The sequence below is a fragment of the Amycolatopsis halotolerans genome (genome assembly GCF_042647905.1).
GTDB lineage: Bacteria > Actinomycetota > Actinomycetes > Mycobacteriales > Pseudonocardiaceae > Amycolatopsis > Amycolatopsis halotolerans.
Map to the genome: position 1 here is coordinate 64,578 of NZ_JBHRWI010000006.1, position 26,356 is coordinate 90,933.

Annotated in this window: 23 protein-coding genes; 13 read left to right on the top strand and 10 right to left on the bottom strand. The window is 69.6% G+C overall.

Features of this window, described 5'->3' with window-relative positions:
- Positions 1–947: 947 nt before the first annotated feature.
- The 4 genes from ACFORO_RS05685 to ACFORO_RS05700 are packed head-to-tail and all read left to right on the top strand — an operon-like array spanning position 948 to position 4,608.
- Positions 948–1,733 carry a hypothetical protein gene (locus ACFORO_RS05685; RefSeq protein ID WP_354747084.1) on the top strand — a complete coding sequence of 262 codons (786 nt, stop codon included), beginning with the start codon at positions 948–950 and terminating at the stop codon, positions 1,731–1,733.
- Between the two features lie 60 nt (positions 1,734–1,793).
- The gene (locus ACFORO_RS05690) at positions 1,794–3,503 is read left to right on the top strand and encodes a fatty acyl-AMP ligase (protein WP_377867663.1); all 1,710 of its coding nucleotides are present in this window, start codon (positions 1,794–1,796) and stop codon (positions 3,501–3,503) included.
- A 24-nt stretch (positions 3,504–3,527) separates the two neighbouring features.
- A complete protein-coding gene (locus ACFORO_RS05695) occupies positions 3,528–3,800 on the top strand; it encodes an acyl carrier protein (RefSeq protein ID WP_354747080.1) in 273 nt (90 codons plus the stop codon).
- A gap of 7 nt (positions 3,801–3,807) precedes the next feature.
- Positions 3,808–4,608 carry a hypothetical protein gene (locus ACFORO_RS05700; RefSeq protein ID WP_377867664.1) on the top strand — a complete coding sequence of 267 codons (801 nt, stop codon included), beginning with the start codon at positions 3,808–3,810 and terminating at the stop codon, positions 4,606–4,608.
- 4 nt (positions 4,609–4,612) lie between these two features.
- On the opposite strand, the gene ACFORO_RS05705 is transcribed toward ACFORO_RS05700, so the two are convergent.
- The 3 genes from ACFORO_RS05705 to ACFORO_RS05715 are packed head-to-tail and all read right to left on the bottom strand — an operon-like array spanning position 4,613 to position 7,518.
- Positions 4,613–5,587: an amidohydrolase family protein gene (locus tag ACFORO_RS05705; RefSeq protein ID WP_377867665.1), complete on the bottom strand. Its 975-nt coding sequence runs from the start codon at positions 5,585–5,587 to the stop codon at positions 4,613–4,615.
- Positions 5,587–6,849: an MFS transporter gene (locus tag ACFORO_RS05710; protein WP_377867666.1), complete on the bottom strand. Its 1,263-nt coding sequence runs from the start codon at positions 6,847–6,849 to the stop codon at positions 5,587–5,589. The genes ACFORO_RS05705 and ACFORO_RS05710 overlap by 1 nt, the downstream gene beginning before the upstream one ends.
- 48 nt (positions 6,850–6,897) lie before the next feature.
- On the bottom strand, positions 6,898–7,518 hold the full coding sequence (locus ACFORO_RS05715; RefSeq protein WP_377867667.1) for a hypothetical protein: 621 nt from the start codon (positions 7,516–7,518) through the stop codon (positions 6,898–6,900).
- Between the two features lie 93 nt (positions 7,519–7,611).
- On the opposite strand from ACFORO_RS05715, the gene ACFORO_RS05720 reads away from it, so the two are divergent.
- The 4 genes from ACFORO_RS05720 to ACFORO_RS05735 are packed head-to-tail and all read left to right on the top strand — an operon-like array spanning position 7,612 to position 12,071.
- Entirely contained in the window at positions 7,612–10,149 is a 2,538-nt protein-coding gene (locus tag ACFORO_RS05720) for a xanthine dehydrogenase family protein molybdopterin-binding subunit (RefSeq protein WP_377867668.1), read from the top strand.
- On the top strand, positions 10,146–11,015 hold the full coding sequence (locus ACFORO_RS05725) for an FAD binding domain-containing protein (protein ID WP_377867669.1): 870 nt from the start codon (positions 10,146–10,148) through the stop codon (positions 11,013–11,015). Before ACFORO_RS05720 ends, ACFORO_RS05725 begins: the two co-directional genes overlap by 4 nt.
- A 10-nt stretch (positions 11,016–11,025) precedes the next feature.
- The gene (locus ACFORO_RS05730; RefSeq protein WP_354747067.1) at positions 11,026–11,523 is read left to right on the top strand and encodes a (2Fe-2S)-binding protein; all 498 of its coding nucleotides are present in this window, start codon (positions 11,026–11,028) and stop codon (positions 11,521–11,523) included.
- A complete protein-coding gene (locus ACFORO_RS05735) occupies positions 11,520–12,071 on the top strand; it encodes a carboxymuconolactone decarboxylase family protein (RefSeq protein WP_377867670.1) in 552 nt (183 codons plus the stop codon). The genes ACFORO_RS05730 and ACFORO_RS05735 overlap by 4 nt, the downstream gene beginning before the upstream one ends.
- Positions 12,072–12,105: 34 nt before the next feature.
- Here the strand turns inward: ACFORO_RS05735 and ACFORO_RS05740 are convergent, their stop codons facing one another.
- The 7 genes from ACFORO_RS05740 to ACFORO_RS05770 form a co-directional block, all read right to left on the bottom strand.
- Complete coding sequence (locus ACFORO_RS05740; protein WP_377867671.1) at positions 12,106–12,666, bottom strand: cupin domain-containing protein; 561 nt, start codon at positions 12,664–12,666, stop codon at positions 12,106–12,108.
- A 50-nt stretch (positions 12,667–12,716) separates the two neighbouring features.
- On the bottom strand, positions 12,717–13,643 hold the full coding sequence (locus ACFORO_RS05745) for a dioxygenase family protein (protein WP_377867672.1): 927 nt from the start codon (positions 13,641–13,643) through the stop codon (positions 12,717–12,719).
- Entirely contained in the window at positions 13,640–14,695 is a 1,056-nt protein-coding gene (locus tag ACFORO_RS05750) for a maleylacetate reductase (protein WP_377867673.1), read from the bottom strand. Before ACFORO_RS05750 ends, ACFORO_RS05745 begins: the two co-directional genes overlap by 4 nt.
- Before the next feature lie 79 nt (positions 14,696–14,774).
- Complete coding sequence (locus tag ACFORO_RS05755) at positions 14,775–15,866, bottom strand: alpha/beta hydrolase family protein (RefSeq protein WP_377867674.1); 1,092 nt, start codon at positions 15,864–15,866, stop codon at positions 14,775–14,777.
- Complete coding sequence (gene mhpA / locus ACFORO_RS05760; RefSeq protein ID WP_377867675.1) at positions 15,863–17,464, bottom strand: bifunctional 3-(3-hydroxy-phenyl)propionate/3-hydroxycinnamic acid hydroxylase MhpA; 1,602 nt, start codon at positions 17,462–17,464, stop codon at positions 15,863–15,865. Before mhpA ends, ACFORO_RS05755 begins: the two co-directional genes overlap by 4 nt.
- A 109-nt stretch (positions 17,465–17,573) precedes the next feature.
- The gene (locus ACFORO_RS05765) at positions 17,574–18,557 is read right to left on the bottom strand and encodes an AraC family transcriptional regulator (RefSeq protein WP_377867676.1); all 984 of its coding nucleotides are present in this window, start codon (positions 18,555–18,557) and stop codon (positions 17,574–17,576) included.
- A gap of 76 nt (positions 18,558–18,633) precedes the next feature.
- A complete protein-coding gene (locus ACFORO_RS05770; RefSeq protein WP_377867677.1) occupies positions 18,634–19,860 on the bottom strand; it encodes an FAD-dependent monooxygenase in 1,227 nt (408 codons plus the stop codon).
- A gap of 147 nt (positions 19,861–20,007) precedes the next feature.
- Between ACFORO_RS05770 and ACFORO_RS05775 the strand changes: the two genes are divergently transcribed.
- The 5 genes from ACFORO_RS05775 (at position 20,008) to ACFORO_RS05795 (ending at position 26,311) form a co-directional block, all read left to right on the top strand.
- Positions 20,008–20,787, top strand: coding sequence for an IclR family transcriptional regulator (locus ACFORO_RS05775; RefSeq protein ID WP_377867678.1), 780 nt, complete (start codon positions 20,008–20,010; stop codon positions 20,785–20,787).
- A gap of 117 nt (positions 20,788–20,904) precedes the next feature.
- Entirely contained in the window at positions 20,905–22,395 is a 1,491-nt protein-coding gene (locus ACFORO_RS05780; RefSeq protein ID WP_377867679.1) for an aldehyde dehydrogenase family protein, read from the top strand.
- Between the two features lie 41 nt (positions 22,396–22,436).
- Positions 22,437–24,083, top strand: a complete 1,647-nt coding sequence (locus ACFORO_RS05785) for a thiamine pyrophosphate-dependent enzyme (protein WP_377867680.1) — start codon at positions 22,437–22,439, stop codon at positions 24,081–24,083.
- A gap of 94 nt (positions 24,084–24,177) precedes the next feature.
- Positions 24,178–25,557, top strand: a complete 1,380-nt coding sequence (locus ACFORO_RS05790; protein ID WP_377867681.1) for an MFS transporter — start codon at positions 24,178–24,180, stop codon at positions 25,555–25,557.
- Positions 25,541–26,311, top strand: a complete 771-nt coding sequence (locus ACFORO_RS05795) for an SDR family NAD(P)-dependent oxidoreductase (RefSeq protein ID WP_377867682.1) — start codon at positions 25,541–25,543, stop codon at positions 26,309–26,311. Before ACFORO_RS05790 ends, ACFORO_RS05795 begins: the two co-directional genes overlap by 17 nt.
- Positions 26,312–26,356: the final 45 nt, after the last annotated feature.

Genomic DNA, 26,356 nt, shown 5'->3' on the forward strand with positions numbered 1-26,356 from the left:
GCGGTTGATGGCGGCAGGCTGTGGTGGCACGTCGGTTCCGTTTCAGCCGCGCGGAGGCAAACGTCGAGCGGGTAATCACCGGCCAGATGGGCAGGGCCGATGTTCTCGCGCAGCGATGTCGGCGGGCACCGCGACGCTCAGGATGCCCATTGAGTAGACAAACTGCGCGGCGGCGGTTTCCTCCGGCTCGCACCCCATCCACTTCGCCCAGCGATTTGCCTGTTCGGGACTTTCGCGAGGATCCGGGTGCCCGCCGCCGCCAGTCCGAGGCGGTCCGGTCGGCACGGCGCACATTCGGGGAGAACTGCGCGGCCGCTGCTCCGGTCGAGGTGCGGCCACTCGGTCGGAGCAGGCCGTGCGCCAATTCGGGCCACCTGCCGGAATATGCCTCGTGAATCCGAGTAAATTACGCGTGTGCGCCCGGGTTCCCCAGCGCGCTCGATCGAGGAGTTCTCCGCGGCGCGATATCTCGCGATCTCGCCGGTGAGCGACGCTCGAAGGGCTCGATCTGATGAATCCGGCCCAGGGGAAGCGAAGCCGGACGACGCGGTGCCCGGTAGTCGGCGAGCACTCGGACGGATGCATTTAATGGCATTCGTGGTAGCGGTCTTTCCCCGCCCCTCTCTCGCGCGGGACCATGGTTAAGCGCGGCGCTGAGGTGTGTGCGGGGCAAAATCGCTGAGAGGTGTCGTCATGAAATAGGCTCTGCGAACATCGCGCGTCGCGCCGAGCGCGGATTCGTTGTTGGCATCAAGTTTATTGCGCTGGATTCGCCTCGGCTCAGCGAGCCGGGCCAGGCGAACGCGGGAATATTCCGTTCGAAGTGTTCTGCTTTTCGAGGTGCGAAGGCCGGTGTCCGCGTCGCGAACGGCTATGCCCTGCCGTCCGGCGGCGCCTGAAACGGCCGAGCCCTTTCACCCGTCGTAAACCGTGGACAAGGAGCAGTCATGACCGAGATCAGCCAATCCCGATTAGGCCTGGAGGCCATGGAGATCGCGCTGTGGCAGACGTCGATCCCCGAACTGGACGTCTCCGCGCTCCAGGACTTCGACCCGGACGGCAACGCCCAGGGGGTCGGCAACAAAGCGGCGGGGGACAACAGCTTGCTGCCCGACCTGGGACCGCTGGTGAAGTTCGGCTCGTGGGAGTCCGTCGGCAGCACCATCGTGCACCGGGCGGTGACGCTCAGCGGCTTCAACCCGGGAAGCGAGAAATTCGACCCGGTCGCCTGGGCCGCTTTCCTGCAGAAATTCTCCACGATTCCGTTCTTCCTGACGTACACCTTCGACAACCGGGACGCGTCCATCAGCAAGACGTCGTTGAAAAAGGCGGTCGACGCGGTGGCGGACCTGGTGCAGAACATCATGACGCCGGAGAACTTCCAGGGCATCGTGACGACCATCCAGAAGATCGGGCAATTGGCGCTCGAGAACGAGGGGAGAAAGCAGAAGAACTCCAACCAGCAGGTCGGGGTCCTGTCGCGGCATGAAAGCACGCTTTACCTCGGAGCCGTCCGGACCGCGGTGGAGATGGAGTACAAATCGGGCAAGGGGTACGAGCAGCTGAATCAGTCTATTTACGTCTACCGCGGTTACGGCGTGCTCGACTTCGAGAAGTGCAAGCGCCACGCGGACACACTGCTCAAATGGGACGGCCAGGACGTGGACGAATGGGAGAAGGACACGGCCAGCTCCCCGATGCCGCCCAACGAGAGCCCCGCTTGGACCCACTGAGCCGGTCCCGCGCTCCCGGGGCCGCTGTCCCGGGAGCCCGCCACCCCTGGAAGGGGCCCCATGGTGTTCCCGCACTCGCCACCTCGCGACGGAGCGACGGCCTCGACCTTCGCGCAGGTCCTCGTCGAGAACCTCAGCGATCCAGACGGCGGCTTCACCTTCGCCGAAGAGGACGGGCGCGAGCAGTTCGTGAGCTGGTCGGAGCTGTCGCGGGAAGCTCTCCGCCGGGGGCGGCGACTGCTCGGGAGCGGCCTGCGCAAAGGGGAGCGCATCGCGCTCGTCGTCCCCGGGCAGCGGGAGTTCGTCCTCTCCTTCCTGGGCGCGGTCTCGGTGGGCGTCGTCCCGGTCCCGATGTCCCCGCCCATGGGCATCGGCAAGTTCGAGGCGTACTGCGAGGACGCCGCTCACATCGTCCGCGCGGCGGGAGCACGCGTCCTCCTGGTGCCCAGGAGCCTGGCGGACCCGCTCTCGCACGCGGTCGAGGGCCTGCGAGTGGCCGACCCGGAGGAGTTTTTCGCCGAACCGCTGCCGGGCAGCGTGCCTGAGCCCGAGGCGATCCTCCCCGAGGACGTGATGTTCTTGCAGTTCACCTCGGGGAGCACGGCGGCGCCCAAAGGGGTGCGGGTCACGCACGCCAGCGCGCTCGCCAACTGCGCGGCCATCGTCAGCGCCCTTCGCCTCGAACGCCGGCGAGACCGCGGCGTGAGCTGGTTGCCGATGTACCACGACATGGGGCTGGTCGGCTTCGTGCTGGCGCCGCTGCTGGCGCGCTGCCCGGTGAGCTTCCTCCCGACGCTGCGCTTCGCGCTCTCGCCGAGGCTCTGGCTGGAAACGGTCAGCCGGCACCGTGCGACCGTGACCTTCGCACCCAATTTCGGACTGGCGTTGGCCGTCAAGCACACCCCGGCCGACGAGGTGCGGCGGCTGGATCTGTCCTGCCTCCGAGTCGTGGGTTGCGGTGCCGAGCCCAACCACCCCGAAACGCTGCGGTCCTTCGCGAACCGCTTCGCGGCGGCGGGATTGCGGCCGGGGGCGGTGGTGCCGTGTTACGGCATGGCGGAGGCGACGCTCGCGATCTCGTTCGGCGAGATCGGAATTCCGTTCGCTCCGGACGTCATCCAGCAGGAGCCTTATTACGGGAGCGGCCTCGCGCGGCCCGCCTCGGCGGACTCCGGGGAGCAGGTGGCGTTCGTGCCCTGCGGACGCGCGGTCGCGGGCCATCGGATTCTCGTCGTGGACGACGACGGGAATCCGCTCCCGGAGCGGCACGTCGGCGAGGTGGTGTTCCAAGGGCCGAGCGTGGCGGCGGGGTACCACGGCGACGCCGAGGCGACCCGGCGGAGCTTCACGCCGCACGGACTGCGCACCGGGGATTGCGGTTACCTGGCGGACGACGTCCTCTACGTGACGAGCCGCAAGAAGGACCTGCTCATCGTCAACGGGCGCAATCACGACCCCCAGACAGTGGAGTGGGCCGCCGCCGAGGTGCCCGGCTTGCGCAAGGGCAACGTGGTGGCTTTCACCCGGCCCGGGCGGACGACCGAGGAGGTCGTGATCGTCGCCGAACTTCGCGGGGGCGACGCCGCCGCGGCGGCACGGCGGGTCCGCAGCCGCGTCCAGACGACGCTGTCCCTGACCGTGGCCGACGTTCTCCTGGTGGCGCCCGGAGAACTGCCCAAGACCTCCAGCGGCAAGGTCCGGCGGAGCAAGACCCGGCAGCACTATCTCCAGGGAGCTCTCCATCGCGGAGCCGTTTCCCCGGCGACCTGAGCACATCCGTCGAAAGGAACGAGAATGGACACCCGGCTGCCTCCTCCTGAGCGAGCACAGCTGTACGCCCTGATCCGCGAGAAGCTGGAACTCAGCGGAGCGGAGCTCGACGACACCACTGCGGTGCGGGAGTTGCCCGGGGTCGACTCCGTGAAGCTCCTCAGCCTGGTGGGCGCGGTCGAGCTGGGCTTCCAGGTCAACCTGGGCTTCGAAGCGATCCCCTTGGTGCGGACGGTGCACGACATCGAGCAGTTGGTCTGCGATTCGCGCGAGCAGTACGCCACGCGAGCGTCGTGAGCCGGCCGTGCGCATTTCAGGCGAAGAGCAGTCACGGCGGGAAGCGTTCGAGATCGCCCTGTGGGCGGAGGGCAGGCCGGAGCTTTCGATCGAGGAGCTAGCGAAGCTTGGGCTGGGCGCCGACGACGGCCAAGACCAGGAGAAAGGGGTCGGCAATACATACGGCGGGGACGACAGCGGGATGCCCGGCCTCGGGCCGCTGGCGCCCTTCGGCTCGTGGCAGTCCGTGGCCGCCACCATCATGCGCAAAACCGCGGACTCCGCCCGCTTCGACCAGTTGTCCACGGTATTCGATCTTTATCGGTGGATCGTCTTCGGAAACCAGTTCACCACGATGCCGTTCCTCGTCGACGTCACGGGCGACAGCCGCAGCGTGTCCATCTCGTCGCTCTCCCTGGCGCCGGCGATCTCGGCGGTGACCGAACTGGTCGGAGGGCTGGTCACGCCGGACACGCTCACCGGCATCGTCAACTCCATCAAGAAGATCGGCCAGCTGGCGGTCGAGAACAAGGGGCTGCGGGAGAAGAACAGCAACGTGCATCAGGGAGTCCTGACCGGGGTGAACGGAGACCTGCGCCTCGGGCGGCTCCAGACCACGGTGCAGATGGAGTACAAGACAGGCAAGGGATACCAGCAGCTCAACCAGCGCCTCACCGTGAGCCGCTTTTTCGGGCGTCTCGACTACGGCCTCTGCCTCCGGAACTCCGAAATACTGCTCGCTTGGGACCGCCAAGACGTCCACGACTGGGCGAAGGGCACCTCGAGTTCTCCCTATCCTCCCAACACGAGTCCCGCGTGGGGCAATTGAGTGCTCACTCTCCCCGGTCCGGCGCGGTTCCCAGCCGACGGGCGGCGAGGGGAAACAAATCCAACGCGCGTCGCCGGACCGCCGCGGCCTCCGCCGCGGTCAGTGCCGCACAGTGCTGGAGACTGTGCCGATTCTTCTCGGCGGTGTCCACTGTTGTGCAGGGCGCGCCCCAGTCGCTGCCGTACACGATGTGGTCGGCTCCCAGGGTCGCCGCCGCGGGCAGAAGCGAGCTCGGGAAGGCCGTCGCGGCGGTGTCGACGTAGATGGTTTCCAGTTGGTCTTCGAGGTCGCGGGCCGGCAGTCCGTGCGGCACCCAGGATTCGTTCCCGAGCAAGGAGACCCGGCCGGCAAGCGCGGGGAACGCCCCGCCGCAGTGGGCGAATACGAACTTGATGCCGGGGAATTGCGCGAAGACTTTCCGGAACAGCATGTCGAAGACTGTTCTGGCGGTCTCGAAGGCCACTTCGTACAGCGGTGCCGGGTGATCCAAGGTCGGGGGCCGCCGGGCGTCCGGGTGGACGAAGACGACGGAGCCCCAGGCGTCGAGCTGTTCCCAGAGCGGGAGGAGGGCGTCGTCGCCGAGGTGGGCGCCGTGGTAATTCGCGGTGACCGCGAATCCGTCGGCGCCGAGCAGCTCTCTTCCGCGGACGGCCTCGTCCAGCGCGGCGGCCGGGTCGTCGGTCGGCAGGGCGGCCAGCAGGCCGAACCGGGCGGGATGGCGGGTCACGATCGCCGCGCCGTAGTCGTTGGAAGCGCGCAACGCGGCCAGGGTGCCGGGAATGTTGCTCAGGAACTGCATCGCCGTGCCTGAGCGGTCCAGGTAGTCCAGTGTCCGGTCCAAGGACCATGCGAACGGTTCGGGGAGGTAAATTCCCCGGCTGAGCATCGCTTGCCAGGCTCGGCGTGCTTGGTCTTCGGTGGCCGGAAGGGTGAAGTGCGCGTGGATGTCGATGTATCCGTCGCGCGGGAGCGAAGTCATCAATTCTCCGATTCTTGGCCGCTCGGGTTCTTGGCGCCGAATCGGACGCGTCGCAGGCCGGCGAAATACCCGAGGGCGGACAGCAGGCTGATCGCGGCCGAGACGCCGAAGACGGCACGGAAGCCGAACGGTCCGCTCGCGAGGGGACCGAGCAGCAGCGGGGCGGCGAAGTTTCCCAGCGGGAACAACGCGTAGATCCAGGACGTGGCGCGGCCGAGCGCGGCGGCCGTGACGGCTTCGCTGGCCAGGGTGGGGACGGCCGGCATGACCAGACCGATTCCGACGCCGATGAGCGCCGAGCCGAACAGCAGGAGCAAAGGTCCGGCGGCCAGGGACAGCAGCGCGAATCCGGCTGCGGGCAAGGCAAGGGCGAGCACGAGGATCGTGCGGGGTCGAAGGCGTGCTTGGAGCCGGCCGTAAACCATGCCGACAACGGCCGCGGGACCAGTCGCCGCGGCGAGGAATCCGGCCACCGCGAGCGGATCGGACACGCCGAGCTGGCTCAGCCGCTGAGGCAAGAACGCCACGAGGGCATACAGCAGCACGGCGACGACGAAGATCAGCGCATACAACCAGAGGAGGACGGGGGCTTCGCGGATCACCGATCGCATGCGCACGGCATCGGCCGGTCGTCCGGAGAACTCGGAGCTGTCGCGCCGGGTGTCCGGAACCAGCCAGACCGCCGCCGCGGCGAGCGGCAGCGCTATCAGGTACAGCAGAAACGGGCCGCGCCAGCCGATGTCGAGTCCGCCGACGATTCCGGCCAGCAGCGGCCACAGCACCTGGCCGACGTTCCCGATCCCGGACTGGTAACCCATGACGGTGGCCCGGTCCCTGCTGTGCCGGAGGGTGAGCATGCCTACCGTGTAGGCGACGGTCATGACGCCGACGGCCACGCCGAACAAGGCCCGGATCAGCAGAAGCAGCGGATAGTTCCCGGACAGGGCTCCCAGCCCGCCGAACACGCCGTAGGCGACGAGTGCCGCGGCGAGCAGCCGTTTCGTGCCGATCCGGTCGACCAGCGTCCCGGCCACGGGGGCGCAGGCGGCGATCAGCAGGCCGTGCATCGCGATGACCAGGCCTGCCTGGCCGGGGGAGAGGCGGAATTCGTCGCGGATCATGACCACGACCGGACCGAGCACGGCCCCGGCTTCGGCGCCGAGCGCCGCGCTCGCGAGGAGCACGATCAGCGCGGCCGAGTTTCGGACCGGCGGGCGGATCCTGTGCGAAGGGGTGGTTCCGATGGCGGGTTCTGCGTCCATTGCTGATTCCTTCGACTGCGCTGTCGTGGGAACGGACTTCGGAAAGGCTTAGCGGACACCGTCCTTGAAAAGCTTCAGCCCTTCCTCGATCTCCGACAGCGGGCTTTCGGCCAGATAGGGGGCCAGGATGGCGCGGGCCTGCTCGGGGGTGGTCAGCGCGGAGGCGTCCACTTCGTCCACGCGCCAGCTGCCGAAGTCCTCGTAGATGAACTCGCCGTACAGCCGTCCGTCGCGATAGGGCCATGCGGCGGCGAAATTGTGCGACACCTGATAGGTGCGCTGCGGGTCGGCGCCCTCGTCGGCGAGCGCGGGGTCGTCCCCGCGCAGGATCTGCGCGAAGACGGCTTCGATGAAGATGCCGTAATCGGAGACGGCGACTTCTTCCTCTAAAGCCCCGAAAACGTTCATGCTTTCGCCGACGATCTTCGAGTAGAACGCGCGGACTTCCGCCATGCCCTCGCAGACCGTGGTCTGCCCGCGTTCGCTGATCCGGTACAACGGATCGTCGACGATCATGGCGGGAACGAGAATGTCTTCCCAGAAGCCGGATACCTCGAGCAACGCGTGCCGGCGGTAATTCTTCAGCAGGTGCCGGTGCCGGGGATTCTCGACGCGGGCGAGTGCGGCGTCGACTCCGGACGGGACGCTGCGAACGTCGAACAGTTTCACGACGGCTGGTCTCCTTGTGTTTCGCGAAGTGCCGGGTGCCGGCACGGAATGCTCACGCGGCGACCGGTCCGCGGACAACGCCATGTCCGTTGAATGAACAACCAGCAGGCCGCGGCGGGGATCGTCGCCGTCGCTGGCGCGAACCGGATCACGCTGTCGCCCAACGGATCGACCGCTGCCCGGCCGGGGCCTAGCGTGCGTCGGCGACGGATGTCCGGAATGGCGGGTCGCCGAGACCCGCCCGCGGAGGTGGGAATGCAGGCCACGGGAAAGTCGGTGGGTCGCCCGGTTCGCAAGCACGACGGCGCGGACTACCTGACCGCGCGTGCGACTTATACCGGCGACATCATGCTGCCGGGCACGGTCTACGCCGCGCTGGTGCGCGCGCCGCTCGCGCACGCGCTGATCCGGTCCGTCGGGACAGCGGCGGCGAAAAGCGCTCCCGGCGTGCTCGCGGTGGTCACCGGCGAAGACCTGGCCCCGTGGTGCGACGAGATCCCGCACGGCCTGGACGCGGGCCTGCTCGGGGGACACCACAGCGCCGTGTTCCCGTTGGCGGTCGGGAGGGTCGTCTACGCGGGCGAACCGGTGGCCGCGGTGGTCGCGGCCTCGGAGGCGGACGCCCGCGCGGCCTGTTTGCGCGTCGAGGTGGACTACGAACCGCTGCCGGTCGTGCTCGACGTGGAGTCCGCGCTCGCCGCGGACGCCCCGCTCCTCTATCCGGAGTGGGGCGAAAACGTCCTCATCGAAGGCGAGGTCGGAACCGGCGACTTCGCCGAAGCAGCGCGCGGTGCCGCGCAGGTGCTCGAAGGCGAACTGCGCACTCATCGCGGCACGGCGGCGCCGATGGAGCCGCGCACCTACCTGGCCGATTGGGACGCCGAAGGCCGCCAACTGACGCTCTACGCGGCTACGCAGAACCCCCACGTGCTTCGGACAGTGCTCGCCGCGTCGATGCGGCTGCCCGAGGAACGCGTTCGCGTGATCGCGCCCAAGGTCGGCGGGTCGTTCGGGCTGAAGATGTACGGCAGCCGGGAAGATTTCCTTGCACCGGTTCTCTCTCGGATGGTCGGCAGGCCGGTCAGCTGGCGGGAGGAACGCGCGGCGTCCTTGCTGCCGGGCGCCCGCGAACAAGTGCTGTCTTACCGGGTGGCTTTCGCCGACGACGGACGCCTGCTCGCCCTCGACGTCGAAGCGCTCGCCGACCACGGGGCCGCTGCGCCGACGCACGGCTGGGGGATGGCGTACGTCGGCGCGCTCTCGACGGGGCTTGGTTACGTGATTCCGCACTGCCAGGTGCGTTATCGGGTGGTGGTCACCAACAAGGCGCCGTGGAGCGGGACGAAACCGTTCGGCAAAGACAGCGCGACGTTGCTGCTGGAACGCATCATGGAACGGGTCGCGTCCGCGACCGGCATCGATGCGATCACGGTGCGGCGGCGCAACTTCGTTCCGGCGGACGCGTTCCCGTACCGGCATCCGTCAGGTCTGGAGCTCGACAGCGGCGACTACCGTGCCGCCCTCGACAAGACGCTGGAAATCCTTTCCTGCCACCAGCTGCGCGCTGAGCAGGCACGGCTGCGGGAAGACGGCCGCTTCCTCGGCATCGGCATCGGCTTCGAGCTGATGCCGGAAAGCGCCGACATCCCCGGCGCCTTCGTCGCGGCGTACGACACCTCGACGGTCCGGATGAGCCCGTCCGGCCGGGTGTCGGTGCTCACCGGAGTCACCAGTCCCGGTACCGGCAGCGACACAGGCATCTGCCAGCTCGTCGCGGACGAACTGGGCGTCGGGCTGGACGCCGTCTCCGTGGTGCAAGGCGACACCGACAGTTGCCCCTACGGCTTCGGCAACATCTCGAGCCGTTCCTTGGTCACGGGCGGCAACGCCGCGGTGCTCGCCGCGCGCGAGGTGGCAGGCAAGATCCGCACGGCTGCTCGCGTGCTGCTGGGAGCGCGGCCCGGGGACCAGGTGCTGGTCGAGGACGGCGTCGTACGGCTCGCTCGCGATTCGTCCCGCAGCGTCTCGGTGGCCGAGGTCGCCAGCGCCGTTTACACCCGTTCTTACTTGCTCCAGCTGGATTTCGAGCCGCATCTGGAGTCGACCCGCACGTACCGGCCCGGCAACATCCGCGAGGTGCCTGACGCGCTCGGCCGGATGCAGACCTACACGACCTATCCCTACGCGGTGCACGCTTCGGTCGTCGAGGTCGACCCCGAAACCGGGATCGTCACGCTGCTGCGGCACGTGGCGACGCACGACTGCGGCACCGTGATCAATCCGCTGATGGTCGACGGGCAGGTCACCGGCGGCGTCGTGATGGGCCTCGGCGCGGCCTTCGGCGAGGAACTTCTCTTCGACGACAACGGGATCCCGCTCACGACGGGTTTCAAGACCTACCTGCTCCCGCGAGCGGTCGACGTGCCGCGGGTCGAACTCGGCCATCTGTGCACGCCGGCGCCGGGAACCCCGCTCGGCGCGAAGGGCGTCGGCGAAGCCGGGTTCTCCGGGGCGCTCGCAGCGGCGTTCAACGCGGTCAACGACGCGATCGCGCCGCTGGGGGCCGCGCTCGACCGCACGCCGCTCAGCCCGGTTGCGATCCTGCGCGCGCTCAAGGAGGCGCGGCGATGATCCCGGCCCGCTTCGACTACCTCGCGCCGCGAACCGTGGCCGATCTGGTGGCCGCGCTGGACGGCGAGAGCCGGCTGCTGGCCGGGGGCACGTGGGTGGTGCCGGAGATGGAACGGGCCGAGTCGCGCCCGCGACGCGTCGTCGACCTCCGCCACGCCGGTCTCGCGACGATCTCGGTCGAGCGTTCCCAACTGAGCCTCGGCGCGATGTGCACCTACCGCGATCTCCTTGCCAGCGAGGACGTCGCTCTCCACACGCCGCTTCTGCGCACCATGGCAGCCGGAGTGACCGGCGGAGCCGCACTGCGAAACCAGGCCACCATCGGCGGTTCCGTCGCGGCTGCCCGGCCGCAGTCCGACGTTCCCGGGGCGCTCGTCGCTCTCCGCGCGAACGCGGTCGTCGCGGGTCCCGGGGGAGCACGCCGGGCGCCGGTCGCGGAGCTGTTCCTCGGCGCCGGGCGAATTGCGTTAGCCGCCTCCGAGGTGATCACCGGTTTCGAGGTGCCGTCTTCGCGTGGTTACGCACATGGCTACGTGAAGGTAAAGCGGGGCGGCAGTTCCTGGCCCATCGCGACCGCCGCGGTGCTTCTGCGTCTCGACGGTTCGGGCCGCTGCGAGGACGTGCGGCTCGTCCTGGGCGGGGTTGAGCCGGTGCCGCTCACGGTTGAGCTCACCGAGCTGCTCGGGCGTCCGCTCGGCGATGAGGAACTGGACGCGGCCGCGGCGCAAGCGTCAGCCGCGATTTCCGTTCCCTGGACCGACGTGCTCGCCCCCGGGGAATACCGCGCGGCAGTCGCGGGCCCGGTGGCCCGCCGGGCGCTCGCGATGGCCCTGGCGCACATCGGCGAAACACAAACTGGGCACTGAAAGGAAACGCGTGGACGACGACCTGACTGTCCTGGAACTGACCGTGAACGGGAAGCGCCGCGAGGCGGCTGTGGACCGGCGCGAACTGCTGGTCGAAGCACTCCGCACCCGTTTCGGCGTCACCGGGCCGAAGATCGGCTGCCTCACCGGCGACTGCGGGGCCTGCACGGTCCGGCTGGACGGCCGGATCACGAAGTCCTGCCTCCGGCTCGCCGTCGCCGAGGACGGCGCGGAGGTCGAGACGCTGGAATCGATGAGCACCGGCGGCCTGACCGGACTCCAGGAATCGTTCTGGGACGCCAACGCGTTCCAGTGCGGCTACTGCCTTTCGGGCATGCTTTTCGCGGCCGAGGACCTGCTGGAGAACAATCCCGCCCCGGACGAGGACGAGATCCGCCAGGCCATCAGCGGGAACCTGTGCCGCTGCACCGGTTACGCCGCGATCGTGACCGCCGTCAAGAACTACGCCGACCGGCGTTCCGTCACCGCCGAGGAGAGTGCGCGATGAACGACAACGCCGGACGACTTCCGCTGATCGACCCGGATTCCGCCCCGGAGGAAGTACGGGCCGCGTTCGCGAAGCTTCCGGACGTCAACCTGTTCCGGGCCATGGCGGGAGCCACGACGTTGTATCCGCCGTTCGTCGAGTGCCTGGCCGGGCTCTTTCAGGAGCTGGAGCTGGACGCCCGGACCGAACGGCTCGCGGTGCTGCTCGTCGGCAGGCTGTCGGACTGCCACTACGTCTGGCGGCAGAATATCGTGACCGCCCACAGCGTCGGCATCTCCGACGAGCAGATCGCCGCGATCGATCGCGGCGACCGCACTGCCCGCTGCTTCAGCGCGAAACATCAGGCGGCGCTCGCGTTCGCCGAGGACTGCGTGCGCAACGTCGAGGTGAGCGATGCGGTTTACGCCGCCGCGGCGCGAGAGCTTTCCTCGCGCGCGATCGCCGAACTCCTCTACGTCGTGGGCACATACATGATGATCTGCCGGTTCGCCCGCTCGGGCCGGGTGCCGCTGGACGAAAAGCCCGGCCCCTCGCCGTACGCGTCGTGAACGGCGGGGGACCGGGCTCTTCCGGCCGGTGCCGTCAGGCCGGCGGGCCCTCCTCGGGGAGGGTTCCGCCGATCAGCACGAAGGCGATCAGGCACGGCTCGCCGGAGCGGTTGGACCACGCGTGGGAGGTGCCTCGCTGCACCAGGACGTCGCCTTCCGCCATGCGCCTCTCGGCCGCGTCCAGCACCGCCCAGACCTCGCCGCGCAGGACGATCGCGTAGTCGATCGAGCGGGTGGTGTGCACGGCCAGCGGCCGGATTTCGTTGCCGTCCCGGTCGAAGCGCCATTCGGAATCCGGCGGCAGTTCGAGCGTGCGGAACACGGTGCCCGCCGCCGTCGGCGCGATGGAGAGCTTTTCTTCGGTGTCCATCGGGTCCCGCGGCGGCCCGCTGTTGTCGGCGGGCGTCGTGTCCGTGCGCCAGAGATCCGTGACGACATAGCCCGGCACGCCGTGGCCGGTACGCGCCCATCGCCCGCGGTCCTCGAGCACGACGGTGGATGCGCCGTCGGCGCCGAGCCCGGTGACGATCCGCCGGACCCGGTGCGTGCCGGGCGCGGGGTCGATGTCGTCGACGAAGGGGTCGTAGTCAGTCACCGGGGCTCCTTGGGGGCCGTTGGTCGGATTGCGGGGATCGCCGGTGCGGGTCACGGGGCCGCCGGGGCCAGGACGATGTCGAACCGGACCTTCGACCAGCTCGTCCGGCCCAGGTCGCGGCCGTCGGGCGCCGGGGCGCCGGGTTCCTGCCGGCTGAAGTCCTTGACCAGCGACTGCTTGACCCCGAAGACGGAGTCCGAGCCGAGGTAGCGGTCGCCGCGGACGAAAATGTGCGTGACGAGGGTCCGGTGGCCCTCGTGGGCGACCAGGAAATGCAGGTGGGACGCGCGCATCGGGGAGCGGCCCACGGCCGTCAGCATCCGGCCGACCGGTCCGTCGTCGGGGATCGGGTACGGGGTCGGGGTGACGCCCCAGAACCGGTAGCCGCCCTCGTCGTCGGTGTGGAGATGCGCCCGGGCCGCGGTGCGGTCGTCGTCGTACTGGACGTCGTAGAGACCGTCCGCGTCCGCCTCCCAGACTTCGATGCGCGCGCCGGCCAGCGGGTTGCCCTCGGTGTCGGTGACTGTTCCCTCGACCCAGCACGGTTCGCCGCTCGCCCCGAAGGAGATGTCCCCGCCGCGTTCGATCTCCGGACTGCCTTCGACGAAGAACGGACCGAACACCGTTGCCTCGGTCGCGTCGCCGCAGGCCTCGTTGTTCATGGTGATGGTCTGCATCGAGGCGCCGAGGACGTCGGAGAGCAGAACGAACTCCTGCCGTTTGCTGTCGGTCAGGTGCCCGGCCGCGGTGAGGAATTCGATCGTCTCGCTCCACTCGGCCTCGGTCAGCCGCACCTCGCGCAGGAAGGCGTGCAGGTGCCGGACGAGGGCTTGCATGAGCTGCTTGAGCCGTTCGTCGCCGCAGCCGTCGAAGGACCTCAGCACTCGCCGGATCAGCTCGGTCTCGCGTTCGGACTGCTCCGGCGAGACCGTCGTCGCGGATTCACCGGTCGCCGCCGTGGTGCGGTCGGTCGTCATGCGGGCTCACTTCCTTCCCACGCCGCGCGGAGCAGCGCGGCGAGGTTGTCTTCGGTGGCGGGGGTCGGATTGCTCTCGGGAACGGCTTCGAGGATCGCCTCGACCGCGGCGGGCAGATCGGATTCGGCTAGGCCGTAGTCCCGTAAGGCCGCCGGGGCGTTCAGCCGCGCGCGCAGGGCTTGCAGACCCGCGAGTGCGGTATCGGCGCCGAATGCCGCCGCGAGCCTGCGGTCGGCACCGGGTGCGTTCGGTGCGTTGAAGGCCAGGACATAAGGCAGCACGACGGCATGGGTTTGCGCGTGGGGGAGGTCGTACATTCCGCCGAGGACGTGGCAAATCTTGTGGTGCAGCCCCGAACCGGCCGAGGCGAACGCCGCCGCGGCCAGGTAAGCGCCGTACAGGGCATGCTCGCGACCGTCCACTCCGGACGGATCCTCGGCCACCTCGGGAAGCCCGGCATTGAGCGCCCGCACCCCCTCGGCCGCCAGCGCCGCGTTGATCGGATCAGACTGAGGAGCCCAAAGGCTGTCCACACAGTGCGCCAGCGCGTTCAGCCCGGACGCCACGCTCAGGTCCGCGGGCAACGTGAGCGTCAGCGACGGGTCGTAGACGATCGCGGCGGGCAGCACCCGCGGATCGCGTCCGGTGGTCTTCACGGCGTTTTCGGTCAGGCCCCAGACATCCGTCGCCTCGGAACCGGCGTACGTGGTGGGCACGGCGATGATCGGCAGCCCGGTCGTGAGGGCGATCGCTTTGGCCAGTCCGGTGGTCGAGCCGCCGCCGACCGAGACGATCGCGTCGGCCTGATGGTCCGTCGCCGCGGCGCGGGCCCGTTCGGCCAGTTCGACGGGGACGTGCATGGCGACCTCGTGGTGCCGCAGCGCCACCGGAAGATCGGCCGTGATCTCGTCGGCGAGGGCCCGTTCGGCGTCGGCGGCGATCACCATGACCCGCCGGGCGCCGAGCCGCTCCGTTTCCGCCCGCACTCCTGCCGCCGCGGCTCCCGAAGCGAACCGGACTCGTTGCGGCAGCGTGGTATGGATGAATCGCACTACATCACTCCGGACGAACTCGGTTTCCGATTGCGGCCCGAGCCTGGCATCAACGGCTGGGCGCACAGAAGTCCGCTGATCATTGAACGGACCCTTTTCCCCGCTGTTGCTTTGAGAACTCGCCGGCGAACCAATCCGCGACGTACGCGGTGCGCTCCCGCGCGTGGTTGTAGATCGTGTGCTCGCCGTCTTCCCAGACCCGCAGCGTGGCGTCGTCGGCCGCGTCGAGAAAGGGTTGCTGGTGTTCGAGCTGCACGATGGGATCCGCTTCACCGTGCAGGACCAGCAACGGGCACCGGATCCGGTCGACGCCGGGACGGAAGGCGATGCGGTCGAAATTGTCCTGGATCGCGTCGGCGTCACTGGTGCCCAGCATGGCCGCGGCCTGTTCGGCGAAAGTGCGGAACCGTTGGAGCCGCGGCTGAGCGGGCGCGGAATTGACGCACACCGCCGACACTCTGGCATCCGCGGCCGCGGTGGTCGCGGCGTAAAGCCCGCCAAGGCTGTTTCCCCACAACCCGGCTCGCGGGGCCACGGTCAGCGCGTGGTCGACGAACGCCGAGTACGCGGCGCGCACGTCGACATCGAGCAGGATCCCGTTGCGCAGCCGCGTTTCACCTTGGCCGGGTCCTTCGGCGAGCAGGACAGCCATGCCACGTCGCACCAGTGCGTCCGCCTGGGGGAGATACGCGGCTCCCCATCCGCTCTGCCCGCCGAACACGACTACCGCGCCGATCGGTGCGGTGGCCGGTCGCAGCAGCCAGCCGTTCATCCGTCCCTCGCCGAACGGGATGTCCACACGGTGCCACGGCGGATCGGCCAGTGCCGCGGCGTGCGCGACCGCATCGGTGAACGCCGCGTACAGCGAGGATTTGCGGACGGTGTCGAAGTTGAACGCCATCTGCGCGAACAACAAGTCCGCGGCTGCCGCCCGGTAAGCCTCGAAAGCGCTCACCCGGTGCCCGCCGCGCTCGGCGGTGCGGGCACGCTCGAGTTGCGCTTCGGCGAGCGCTTCGGCGGCCTCGTCCCACGCGATGCCCTCCGCCGTGCGCCGTTGCATGGTAAGCGCATCGGCGTAATCGACGCCGCAGTCGAGCATGCGTGTCACCGGCATCGCCCGCCACAACGCCTCGATCGGCGCGTTGCCGTTGGACGTCTGGGTTTCGGTCATGCGTCAACTCCTGAGGCGAGCGGGGCTTCGGAGCCGGTCCAGCACAGCTGGGCGCGCAACGCGTCCAGCGCCGCGGGTGCGTCCCGTGCCTGACCGGCCCAGTACAGGTGGAAATCGGGCCGGGAAATGAAGGTGTCCGCGGCGGTTTCGCCGAAATACCGCGAGTACGTGCCGTCGACGTCTTCCACGCTGTCCGGCGTGCCCGGGGTCAGCGTCGCGACGGACATGTCCAGTGCGGTGAGCAACGCCTGCTGGCCGTCATCGAGCAGTGCCCGGACATCCTGGGTGCTGACCAGGCTGAAACCGCCGCCGACCACGTCGTCGAACCGGCCGGTGCCGCCCCGCGCGCTGACGATCCCTTGCGGGGCCAAGGTTCCGGCCAGCGGTGCCGGTTCGCCCGTGGCAGAGAGGTGCACGACTCCGCCAGTGATCGTCGGGAAAGGCGGCAACGGCGGCACGTCTCCCCGCCGGAACGCGGCGTCGCGCGCTGCCGCGGCCCGGCTGTCCTTGAGGTTCGCGACCTTGCCGAGTTCGACCGCGCATCGCTGGATGATTTCGGCGTGCGGGCGCCGTTCGGCCTCATAGGTGTCCAGCAGCGCGTCGCCGGCGAGCCCGCGCAGCACCAGATCGAGCTTCCAGCCCAGGGTGATGCCGTCGCGCATGCCCGAGCAGGCGCCCTGCCCCATGTACGGCGGCATGGTGTGCGCGGCGTCTCCGGCCAGCAGCACCCGGCCTCGCCGCCACGCGACCGCGGTCCGCGCGGAGAAGGTGTAGACGATCTGCCGGAGGATGCGGACGTCGTCGGGCCCGAGGCCGTGTCTTTCCCGGAGCCATCGCCACGCCCAGTCGGCGGTCTCCATCTCGGCCGGGTCGTCCCCGGGGCGGACGCCGACCTCGAAACGCTGCCGGGAGGCGCCGATGGGCATGAACATGTTCGGCTGCCCGGGATCGCAGAACTGCCGCGACACCTGGAACTGCTCCCCGAGCGGGTGCAGGCATTCGGTGTCGATGTTGAGCCACCGGTCGTCGACCCCGAGGTCGATCTGCTCGATGCCCAGCGCGTTGCGGACGAAGCTGTTGGCCCCGTCCGCACCGACGACGTACCGGGCGGTGACGGTGCGGTCTTCGGCGCCGATCGACCACTGCTCGTCCCGGTCCCGCCGCCAGGGCCGGACGAGCAGCCGGACGTGGTCGGCTTCCTGCTCCAGGCCCACCACGCCGGTGCCCTGGTTGATCTCGACCTTCGGGCAGGCGCGGACCCGCTGATCGATCGCTTCTTCGATGTGCGGCTGGTACATGGTGTAGTGCGCCGCGTATCCGCTCGAGCTTCCGGACCAGTCGACGGTCAGCAGCAACTCGCCGGCGCCGTCGCACCACTCGTACACGTCCGCCGCCGACGCGTCGCGCAGCGCTTGGCCGATGTCGCCGGTCGCCTGGATGATGCGGGCGGTCTCGCCGTCGATGTGGGTCAGCCTCGGCAGCCCGTACAGCGCGGGCCAGCGCTCGAAGACCGCCACCGTGTGGCCGGCTTCGCCCAGCGCCGAGGCCAGCACCAGGCCGGTCGGTCCGTATCCGACGATCGCCACGTCGAAGTCCATCGTCACCACGCTCCTTCGCGTTCGGTGCGTGGACTTTATGAACCGTTCGGCGGAATCACGATCCGTTGCGCGACAGGGCGATCCGGGACGCGACACCAATCCGCGCGGGTCAGCCCGGGTCGCGCAGGGTTCGCGACGGGTTGGTTCCGTACCGCTTGCGGTACAGGGCCGCGAAGCGCGGTACGTGGGTGAATCCCCACCGCAGCGCCACTTCGGTCACTGTGACACTGCGAGGTTCGGCGGCGCGGAGTTCCTCGTGAGCGCGCGCCAATCGCACCTGTTGCACGTATTCGTGCGGCGACATGCCCAACGCCGAACGGAAGTGCCGCTGCAACGAGCGCGGCGTCATCCGCGCGGCGCGGGCCAGCCGTTCGACGCTCAGCCCGGCGGAGGGGTCGCCTTCGACGATCTCCATCACCCGCCGCACCGGCGGTTGCTGGCGCAGCCCCGTCGCGACGCGGTCCAGCTGCGGGGAATAGTTGTGGGGCTGCGCGAGCAGCAAGCCGGTCATCAGCAGGTTCGCCCACGGCACCGCGCCGGGGGAGAGCTCGGCGAGGCTTCCCGGATGATCGAGCTCCCGCAGCAGCGACCGGACTGTCCGCCACCACGATCCGGCGGCCGGTCCGGTCAGGTCCATGTCCGGCCGGAAGCGGAGGACGGCGGACGCCGGGCAGCCGAGCATGGCCTCGAGATGCTCGGTGAGCGCTTGGCGCTCGACCCGGACGTGCAGCTGGCGGTAGTCGTCGCTCAGCCGCATGTCCACCTTCATCCGCGGGGAGATGACCGCCGCGCGAGCCTGGTCGACGACCACCTCGTCCCGTCCGAAGACGACCTGGTTGCGGCCGTGCAGGGCCAGATTGATGTCGTAGTAGTCCACCTGCTCGGTCAGCTGCACGCCGAGTTCGGCGCCGCGGTTGCGGCAATACACCAGCGAAACCGGTCCCAGCGAAGCCTTCGCCAGGTCAGTGCGCATCTCGGGCGTGCCCGGAGCGAGCGGGGTCAGCCGGTGCGGCGTGAGCAACTGCGACACCGAATGGCGGAACTCGTCGAGATCCGGGGAACTCAACACCGCGAAGCGCTCCAGCACACCCATGCCCTTCACCTCTCGACGTGCCCGAGGGTAAGCCAAGAATCCCGCCGGTGGCCAAGACCGGCCGCCGCAGGGGACGTCACGGCTGTGTCCGGGGGTTCGCGCGCGCGGTCCCGGCGAGCGCCGCGGCGGGGTCGTACTCGTAGATCCAGCCGTTGGCGACCAGCGGGTCCTCCTGGGCGAACGCGGCGTCGCGGGCCCGCTGCCGCGCGCCGTCGGGAAGGTGGTTGACGTGGGAGCGGCCGTGGCTGACGGTCTGGAGCCGGGTGGTGCGGGGAATGCGGAGCCCTTCGTAGCGCAGCAGCGCGGCCGGGGGATCGTCGATGCCCTCGGCCAGGCAACGGGCCAGGACCGCGGCGTCCTCCAGCGCTTGGGCGGCACCTTGGGCGAAGAACGGGAACATCGGATGCGCGGCGTCGCCCAGGAGCGTCGCGCTGCCTTCCGACCACCGGGCGAGCGGGGCGCGGTCGAGCAAGGCCCACCGGCCGGGGGTGCCCGCGGCCCGGATCAGGCCGGTCAGGCGGCGGTCCCAGCCGTTGAACTCGGCGAGGAACTCTTCGACCGTCGCGGTCGCGGTCCAGGACTCGACGGTGTCGCCGTCCGCGGGCGCGAAGGCGACCAGGTTGACGTACTTGCCCGCGGAGATCGGGTAGTGCACCAGATGATGGCCGGGCCCGATCCACAGAGTCTGGGCGGGCCGCCGAGCGAAATCGGGTGCGTCGCCGGCCGGGACCAGGGCTCGGAAGGCGCACAAGCCGGAGTCCGTCGCGGGGGAGGAGCCGATGATGGCGTTGCGGACGGCGGAGTGCACCCCGTCCGCGCCGATCACGACGTCGGCCTCGGCCGAGCGGCCGTCGGCGAAGCGGATCCGCCAGGTCTCGCCGGTGGCGTCGAGACCGATGCATTTGTGCCCGAGTTTGACGAGATGCCCCGGCACACGTGACTGGATGGCCGCGAGGAGCGCGGCTCGGTGCGCGGTGTAGGTGTGCTCGCCGTAGAGACGCTCGCAGGACGCCGCGAGGTCCTCCTCGGAGAGAACCGTTCCGTCCGCCCAGCGACGGAATTGCCAGCCGGTGTCCAGCCGGACCGAGTCCTTGCTCAGGTGCTCCAGGACGCCGAGCTCGCGCAGCTGGCGTCCGGCGTTGGGGGCGATCACGAGACCGGCTCCCACCTCGGCGAGCCGCGCCGCCTGCTCGTACACGGTGGCCTGGATTCCTTGGCGCTGAAGGAAAGCCGCGGCGGCGAGCCCGCCGATGCCCCCGCCGAGGATCGCGATCCTCGGCCCTGCGGTCGTGCGTGCGGTCATTTTTCAGCTCCTCCGGCGATCCGCGCGATCGATGCGCGACCACGGTCTGTTTTCACCGCGCCCATGCTGCCCGGCTGGATCGGCGCCCAGCCATGATGTTTCATTGAACGAACATTCGAGGGGCGTGAAGACAGCGAGGTGATCGGCGTGCCGCGGACCAGCGAACCCGGGCGGAGCGTGAGTTCCCGGCTCCTCGATCTGCTGTTCTCCTTCGGGCCGGGCGAAGTCGAGCTGAGCCTGGCCGACCTCGCGCGCAAGACCGGGCTGCCGCACCCGACCGCGCGCCGGCTCGTGCTGGAACTGGTCAGTGCCGGCGCGCTCGAGAAACGCGCCAACGGCCGCTTCGCCGTCGGCCTCCGGTTGTGGCAGCTGGGGACGCTCGCGCCGCTGACCGAATCGCTGCGCACGATGGCCCAGCCCGTCATGGAGGACCTGTACGCCGCTCTGCACCAGCACGTTCAGCTCGCCGTGCTGGAAGGCACCGAGGCGGTGATCATCGAACGGCTGTCCGCGCGCCGTGCCCTCGGGCTGGTCTCGCAGGTGGGCGGACGGCTGCCGCTGCACTGCTCCGGAGTCGGCAAGGTGCTGCTCAGCCACGGCGGATCCGTGTTGACGAACAAGATCCTGGAGAGCGGGCTGCGGCGCTACACGCCGCGGACGATCACGGACCCCGGCGTGCTCCGGCGCGAACTGGCCGACTGCCGCCGCACCGGCAGCGCGCTGGTGGACGGCGAACTGACCAAAGGCGCCGACTCGATCGCGACGCGCGTCATGAACTACGAAGGACGCGTGGTGGCCGCGCTCTCGGTCGTCGTGCGGTCCGGATCCGTTCAACGGCAGGCGGTTCTCCCGTCCGTCATCGCCAGCGGGCTCGGCATTTCCCGGATGCTCGGCTGGCGTCCGGGCATCAAGGCACGCAACGGCTGAGCGCGGCCGATGTTCGTTCAATGAACGAAGGCGTTGTTCCTCTCCCCAGCGGCTCCGGATACTCGCCGCGCGGTCTGGTGATGGCCACCAGGACACCGAAGCGTGGAGGAGGGGCCGATGCCGCCCATCGGAACCGGATCGGCCGAGGCGCCGCCAGTCAGGAAATCCGACCTGTTCATCGCGGGCCGGTCCGTGCCGGCGCGGGACGGCCGCTACGTGCGGACCGTCGAGGCCGTCACCGCGGCGCCGATCGCGGACGTCGCGGCGGCCACCGTCGCCGACGCCGACCGCGCGGTCGACGCGGCCGCGGAAGCGTTGCCCGGCTGGGCCGGGATCCCACCGGCGCGGCGGCGGGCGGTGCTGTCGCGGGCCGCCGAACTGTTCGGCGAACGGGCCGCCGAACTGTCGGCGGTCATGGGCCGGGAAATGGGCGCGACCCGGCCCTGGTGCCGGTTCAACGTCCAAGTCGCGCAAGCCCTTCTCGTCGAAGCCGCGGCGCAGGCCTATTCAGCGGTGGGCGAGGTCATCCCGTCCGACGTGCCGGGCCTGACGGCGATGGGGATCCGCCAGCCCGCCGGTGTGGTCGTGGGGATCGCGCCGTGGAACGCGCCGCTCGTCCTCGGAGTCCGGGCAGTGGCGATGCCGCTGGTCTACGGCAACACGGTCGTGCTCAAGGCTTCCGAGCAAACGCCGCTCACGCATGCCGCCGTCGTGAAGATCCTCCACGACGCGGGGGCGCCGGCCGGAACGGTCAACCTGATCGGCAACGCGCCTGAGGACGCGCCGTCGATCGTCGAGGCGCTAGTGGCCCATCCGGCGACTGCCCGGGTCAACTTCACCGGCTCGACCAGGGTCGGCCGGATCGTCGGCGAACTCGGCGGCAGGCACCTGACGCGCGTGGTGCTCGAACTGGGCGGCAAAGCGCCGGTCGTGGTCCTCGCCGACGCGGATCTCGAGGCTGCCGCGGCGGCCGCCAGTTTCGGGGCCTTCATGAACCAGGGCGAGATCTGCATGTCCACCGAGCGGGTGATCGTCGAACGCCCCGTGGCGGACAAGCTGAGCGCGCTGCTGGCCGAACGGGCGGCGAAGCTCGTCGTCGGCCCGCCGGACGACGACGCCGCCCAGATCGGCCCGCTCGTGCACGCCGGTGCCCGAGACCACGTGATGGCGCTCATCGAGGACGCCGTGCGGCAGGGGGCCGAGGTGCTCGCCGGAGGCTCCGCGGACGGCCTGTACGTCCAGCCGACCGTGCTCCGGCACGTCACCCCGGCCATGCGGATCTACCACGAGGAAACCTTCGGCCCGGTGGTGTCGGTCATCGAAGCCGCCGACGCCGACGAAGCCGTCGCGATCGCCAACGACACCGAATACGGGCTCGCGGCGGCCGTTTTCAGCCGCGACGGCGGGCGGGCACTCGACGTGGCCCGCCGCATCCGGTCGGGCATCTGCCACATCAACGGCGCGACCGTCCACGACGAACCGCAGATGCCCTTCGGCGGGGTCGGCGCCAGCGGATGGGGACGGTTCGGCTCCCGCGCCGCTCTCGAGGAGTTCACGGAGTTGCGCTGGATCACGCAGCAGTCCGGCGAACGCCACTACCCGATCTGAGCCCGCGCCCCCTTCACCACCCGCTCGAGGAGACAGCACTGATGACAACCGCGGACCCCGATCTCGTCGTCGACGAAGCCGCTCCGGAAAAGACCGTCCGGGAGGCGGTCTTCGAAGTACTGCGCCGCCACGGGACGACCACGATCTTCGCCAACCCCGGATCGACGGAAATCACGTTCCTCACCGGACTTCCGGACGACCTCGACTTCAAGCTCGCCTTGCACGAGGGCAGTGTCGTGGGCATGGCCACCGGCTGGGCGACCGCCACCGGCCGTCCCGCGTTCGTCAATCTCCACACGACCGCCGGGCTGGCCAACGCGGCGGGCGCGCTCGCGACCGCGCGGACCAACCGGGTGCCGCTGGTGGTCGTGGTCGGGCAGCAGGACCGCCGCCACCTCGCCCACGATCCGTTTCTCGCCGGACGGTTGTCCGGACTCGTCGGCGACTATCCAGTGTGGACGGACCACCCGGCCCGCGCGGAGGACGTCCCCGCCGCGGTCGCCCGCGCGCACCATGAAGCGATGACCGGCGAGGGCCCCGCTCTGGTCGTGGTGCCGATGGACGACTGGCTTCAACCCGCCGGGCGGCTCCGCGCGGCGGCACCGGCCGACATCCGCCGGGGACGGCCCACCCTCGGAACCGAGATCGATGAGCTCGCCGCCGCCCTCGAAAACGCCAAGGCACCGGCATTTGTCGTCGGGTCCGCCGCAGACGGCGAGTCGAACTGGGCCGCCGTCGCCGCGCTGGCCGAGCGCCTCGGAGCACCGGTGTGGCAGGAACCGTTCGGTGCGCGCGCGGGTTTTCCCCAGGACCACCCGGCCTTCACCGGGCACCTGCCTCCGGCACGGTCCGCGGTGCGGGCAGTCCTCGGCCCGCACGACGTGATCCTGGTGCTCGGCGCGCCGGTGTTCCGGCAGTACCCCTGGGAGCCGGGCGAACTAGTTCCCCGGGACAGCACCATCCTCCAGGTGACGCCGTACGCGGCCGACACCCATCACAGCGTCGCCGACCGTGCCTTCGTCGCCGATGTCGCACTGACCTGCCAGGCCCTCGTCGGCCGGGTCCGCGCTCGAGACGGGCAACCCGCCGCCGCGCGCTCGCCGGTGATTCCCTTGGCTCCTCCGCGAACCGGAGAGCCGCTGCGGCCCGGACACGTCTTCGACCTCCTGGCCCGCGGGCTCCCGCGCGACACGATCGTGGCCGAGGAGTCGCCGTCGAGCCGGCCCGAGTTGCACCGCCGCGTCCCCGCCCGTGCTCCGCTCGGGTTCCTGAGCGCGGCCGCGGGCGGCCTCGGATTCGGTCTGCCCGCGGCGATCGGGCTCAAACTGGGCGCACCGCGTCGCCCCGTGGTCGCCGTGCTCGGAGACGGTTCCTCGCTCTACGGCATCCAGGGCCTGTGGAGCGCCGCTCACTACCGCGTCGGGGCACTGTTCGTGGTGCTGTCCAACGGCGGCTACGCCATCATGGACCGGCTCGCGGAACAGTCCGGGCAGGGCAAACCGCCGTGGCCGTCGTTCGCCGAGGTGAGCATCGCCGGAATCGCGGCCGGGCTCGGCTGCCCGGCCCAGCGGATCAGCGATTACGACGACCTGGCGGGGGCACTCGCCGAACACCTGCCGTCGCTCGCCGACCGGACGAGCCCGCTGGTACTCGACATCGAGGTGGCCGCGGACCCGAACTACGGGTAGCGAAACGCTTTCCGCCGGACCTCCGGCAATCCGTGAAATGAGGCCGGAAACGGCGCGGAATTGTCCTGAATTCCCCAGGAGAACGGAAGAAACCATGTCCGCTCGCAACGTCGCGACGGGCCGTGAGGCCACGCGGAGCACCCGATGGATCCTGCTGATCTGCTGCCTGACCGTCGTCTTCGACGGTTACGACCTGATCGTGTACGGAGCCGTCGTCCCCGACCTGCTCGCGTACCGGCCGTGGGCGCTGACTCCGGCTGACGTCGGCCGCATCGGAAGCCTCGCCCTCGTCGGGACGCTGGTCGGAGCGCTCGTCGTCGGCACGCTCACCGACATCGTCGGCCGGCGGCGGGTGATGATCGGCTGCCTCGGCTGGTTCTCGATCGCCATGCCGCTGACCGCGCTGGCGCCCAATCCGGAGCTTTTCACCCTGCTGCGCTTCGTCACCGGGCTGGGGCTGGGCGGAGTGATCCCCACCGCGATCGCGCTGACCGCGGAGTACTCTCCCGCGCGGCGTCGCCAGCTCAACAACGCGGTGATGTTCTCCGGCTATTCGATCGGCGGAATGCTCGCCGCGGTCCTCGCGCTCGCACTGCTGCCCGTCGGCGGGTTCCGGATCATGTTCGTCATCGGCGCCGCACCCCTGATCACCGTCGTGCCGCTCGCCATCCGGATGCTGCCCGAATCGATCGCCTTTCTCACGGCGAAAGGCCGACACGACGAGGCAGCGGCTTACGCGCGGCGATTCGGTCTCGCCGAGTACGAGCCGACAACGGAATCCCGGCCCGCCGGCTCGAAACGCGGGCTCGTCGAGACGGGCAAAACGATCCTGGGCGGTCGCCGCCTGCCGACGACTCTGCTGCTCTGGGTCATCTCCGTCATCGGGCTGCTGCTGGTCTACGGGCTTAACACCTGGCTGCCGCAGTTCATGCGCAACGCGGGCTACTCGATGGGATCGGCCCTGACCTTCCTGCTGGTGTTCAACATCGGCGCTGTCGTCGGCGTCATCATCGCCGGCGCGCTGGCGGACCGGGTCGGCGAAAAACTCGTCATCGCCTGCTCGTTCTGCGTCGCGGCCGTCGCGGTCCTGCTCTTCATCTTCAAGCCCGCGACCGCGCCGATGCTCCTCGTCGGCGCGCTTGCCGGATACGGCTCGAACACGCAAACCCTGGTCAACGCCTTCATCGGCGGGCTCTATCCGCCGCAGGCTCGCGCGACCGCGCTCGGCTGGGCACTCGGCGTCGGCAGAATCGGCGCGATCGTCGGCCCCGCCTATGGCGGTTACGTTCTCACCCAGGTCAACGCGGGCTCGCTCTCCTCCAATTGGAGTTTCTACGCCTTCGCCATTCCAGCGGTACTGGCAGCGGTTCTCACCGTCCTCGTGCCACGACACCGCACGGATGGTCCGCCGCCGAAGAAAACAATCATTCCCGTCACTACGAATCAGGAGATGCCCAGTGGCCGCGAACAATAGCAATTCGGATGTGGTCGTGTTGACCGGAGCCGGGGGAGGCATCGGCCGGGCCACCGCGGTGCGCCTGGGCGGGCACGGCGTGCGCCTCGCCTTGACCGACGTCAACGAGTCCGCGCTGCGAGAGACCGCGGACCAGGTCGCCGAGGCCGGCCCCGAGCCGGTCGTCGAGGCCGGGGACGGCTTGGACCCGAGCGTGCCGACCGCACTGGCCGCCAGGGCCGCCGAGACCTTCGGCCGGATCGACGGCCTGGTCAACGCGACCGGCATTACTCTGCCCACATCGTTGCGGGACACCACGCCCGAGGATTTCGACCGGGTCATGTCGGTCAACGTGAAAACCCATCTGCTGATGATGCAGGCGGTCCTGCCGGTGATGGCCAAGGCCCGGTACGGCTCGATCGTCAACATCTCGTCGGTCGGCGCCCGGGTCGCACTGCCGAACCTGGGCGTGTACTGCGCGTCGAAGTCCGCGGTGCTCGGACTGAGCCGCAGCGTTGCCGCCGAGTACGCCCCCGACAACATCCGATGCAACGCGATCTGTCCCGGCGGGGTCGACACCGCGCTGGGGCAGGCCGCCCTCGACCCGTTCGAGGACAAGCAACACGGACTGGAAGTCCTCACCGGCCGCCAGTTGTTCAAGCGCTGGGCCGATCCGGACGAGATCGCCAGCCTCGTCGAATACCTTCTCGCCCGCGATTCGGCCTTCGTCACCGGCGCGGTGTTCGACATCGACGGCGGCCACACCACCACCTGACCCCGGTTGTTCCCGGCTCCCGTCCCGACCGAGCAGGAGAGGCAT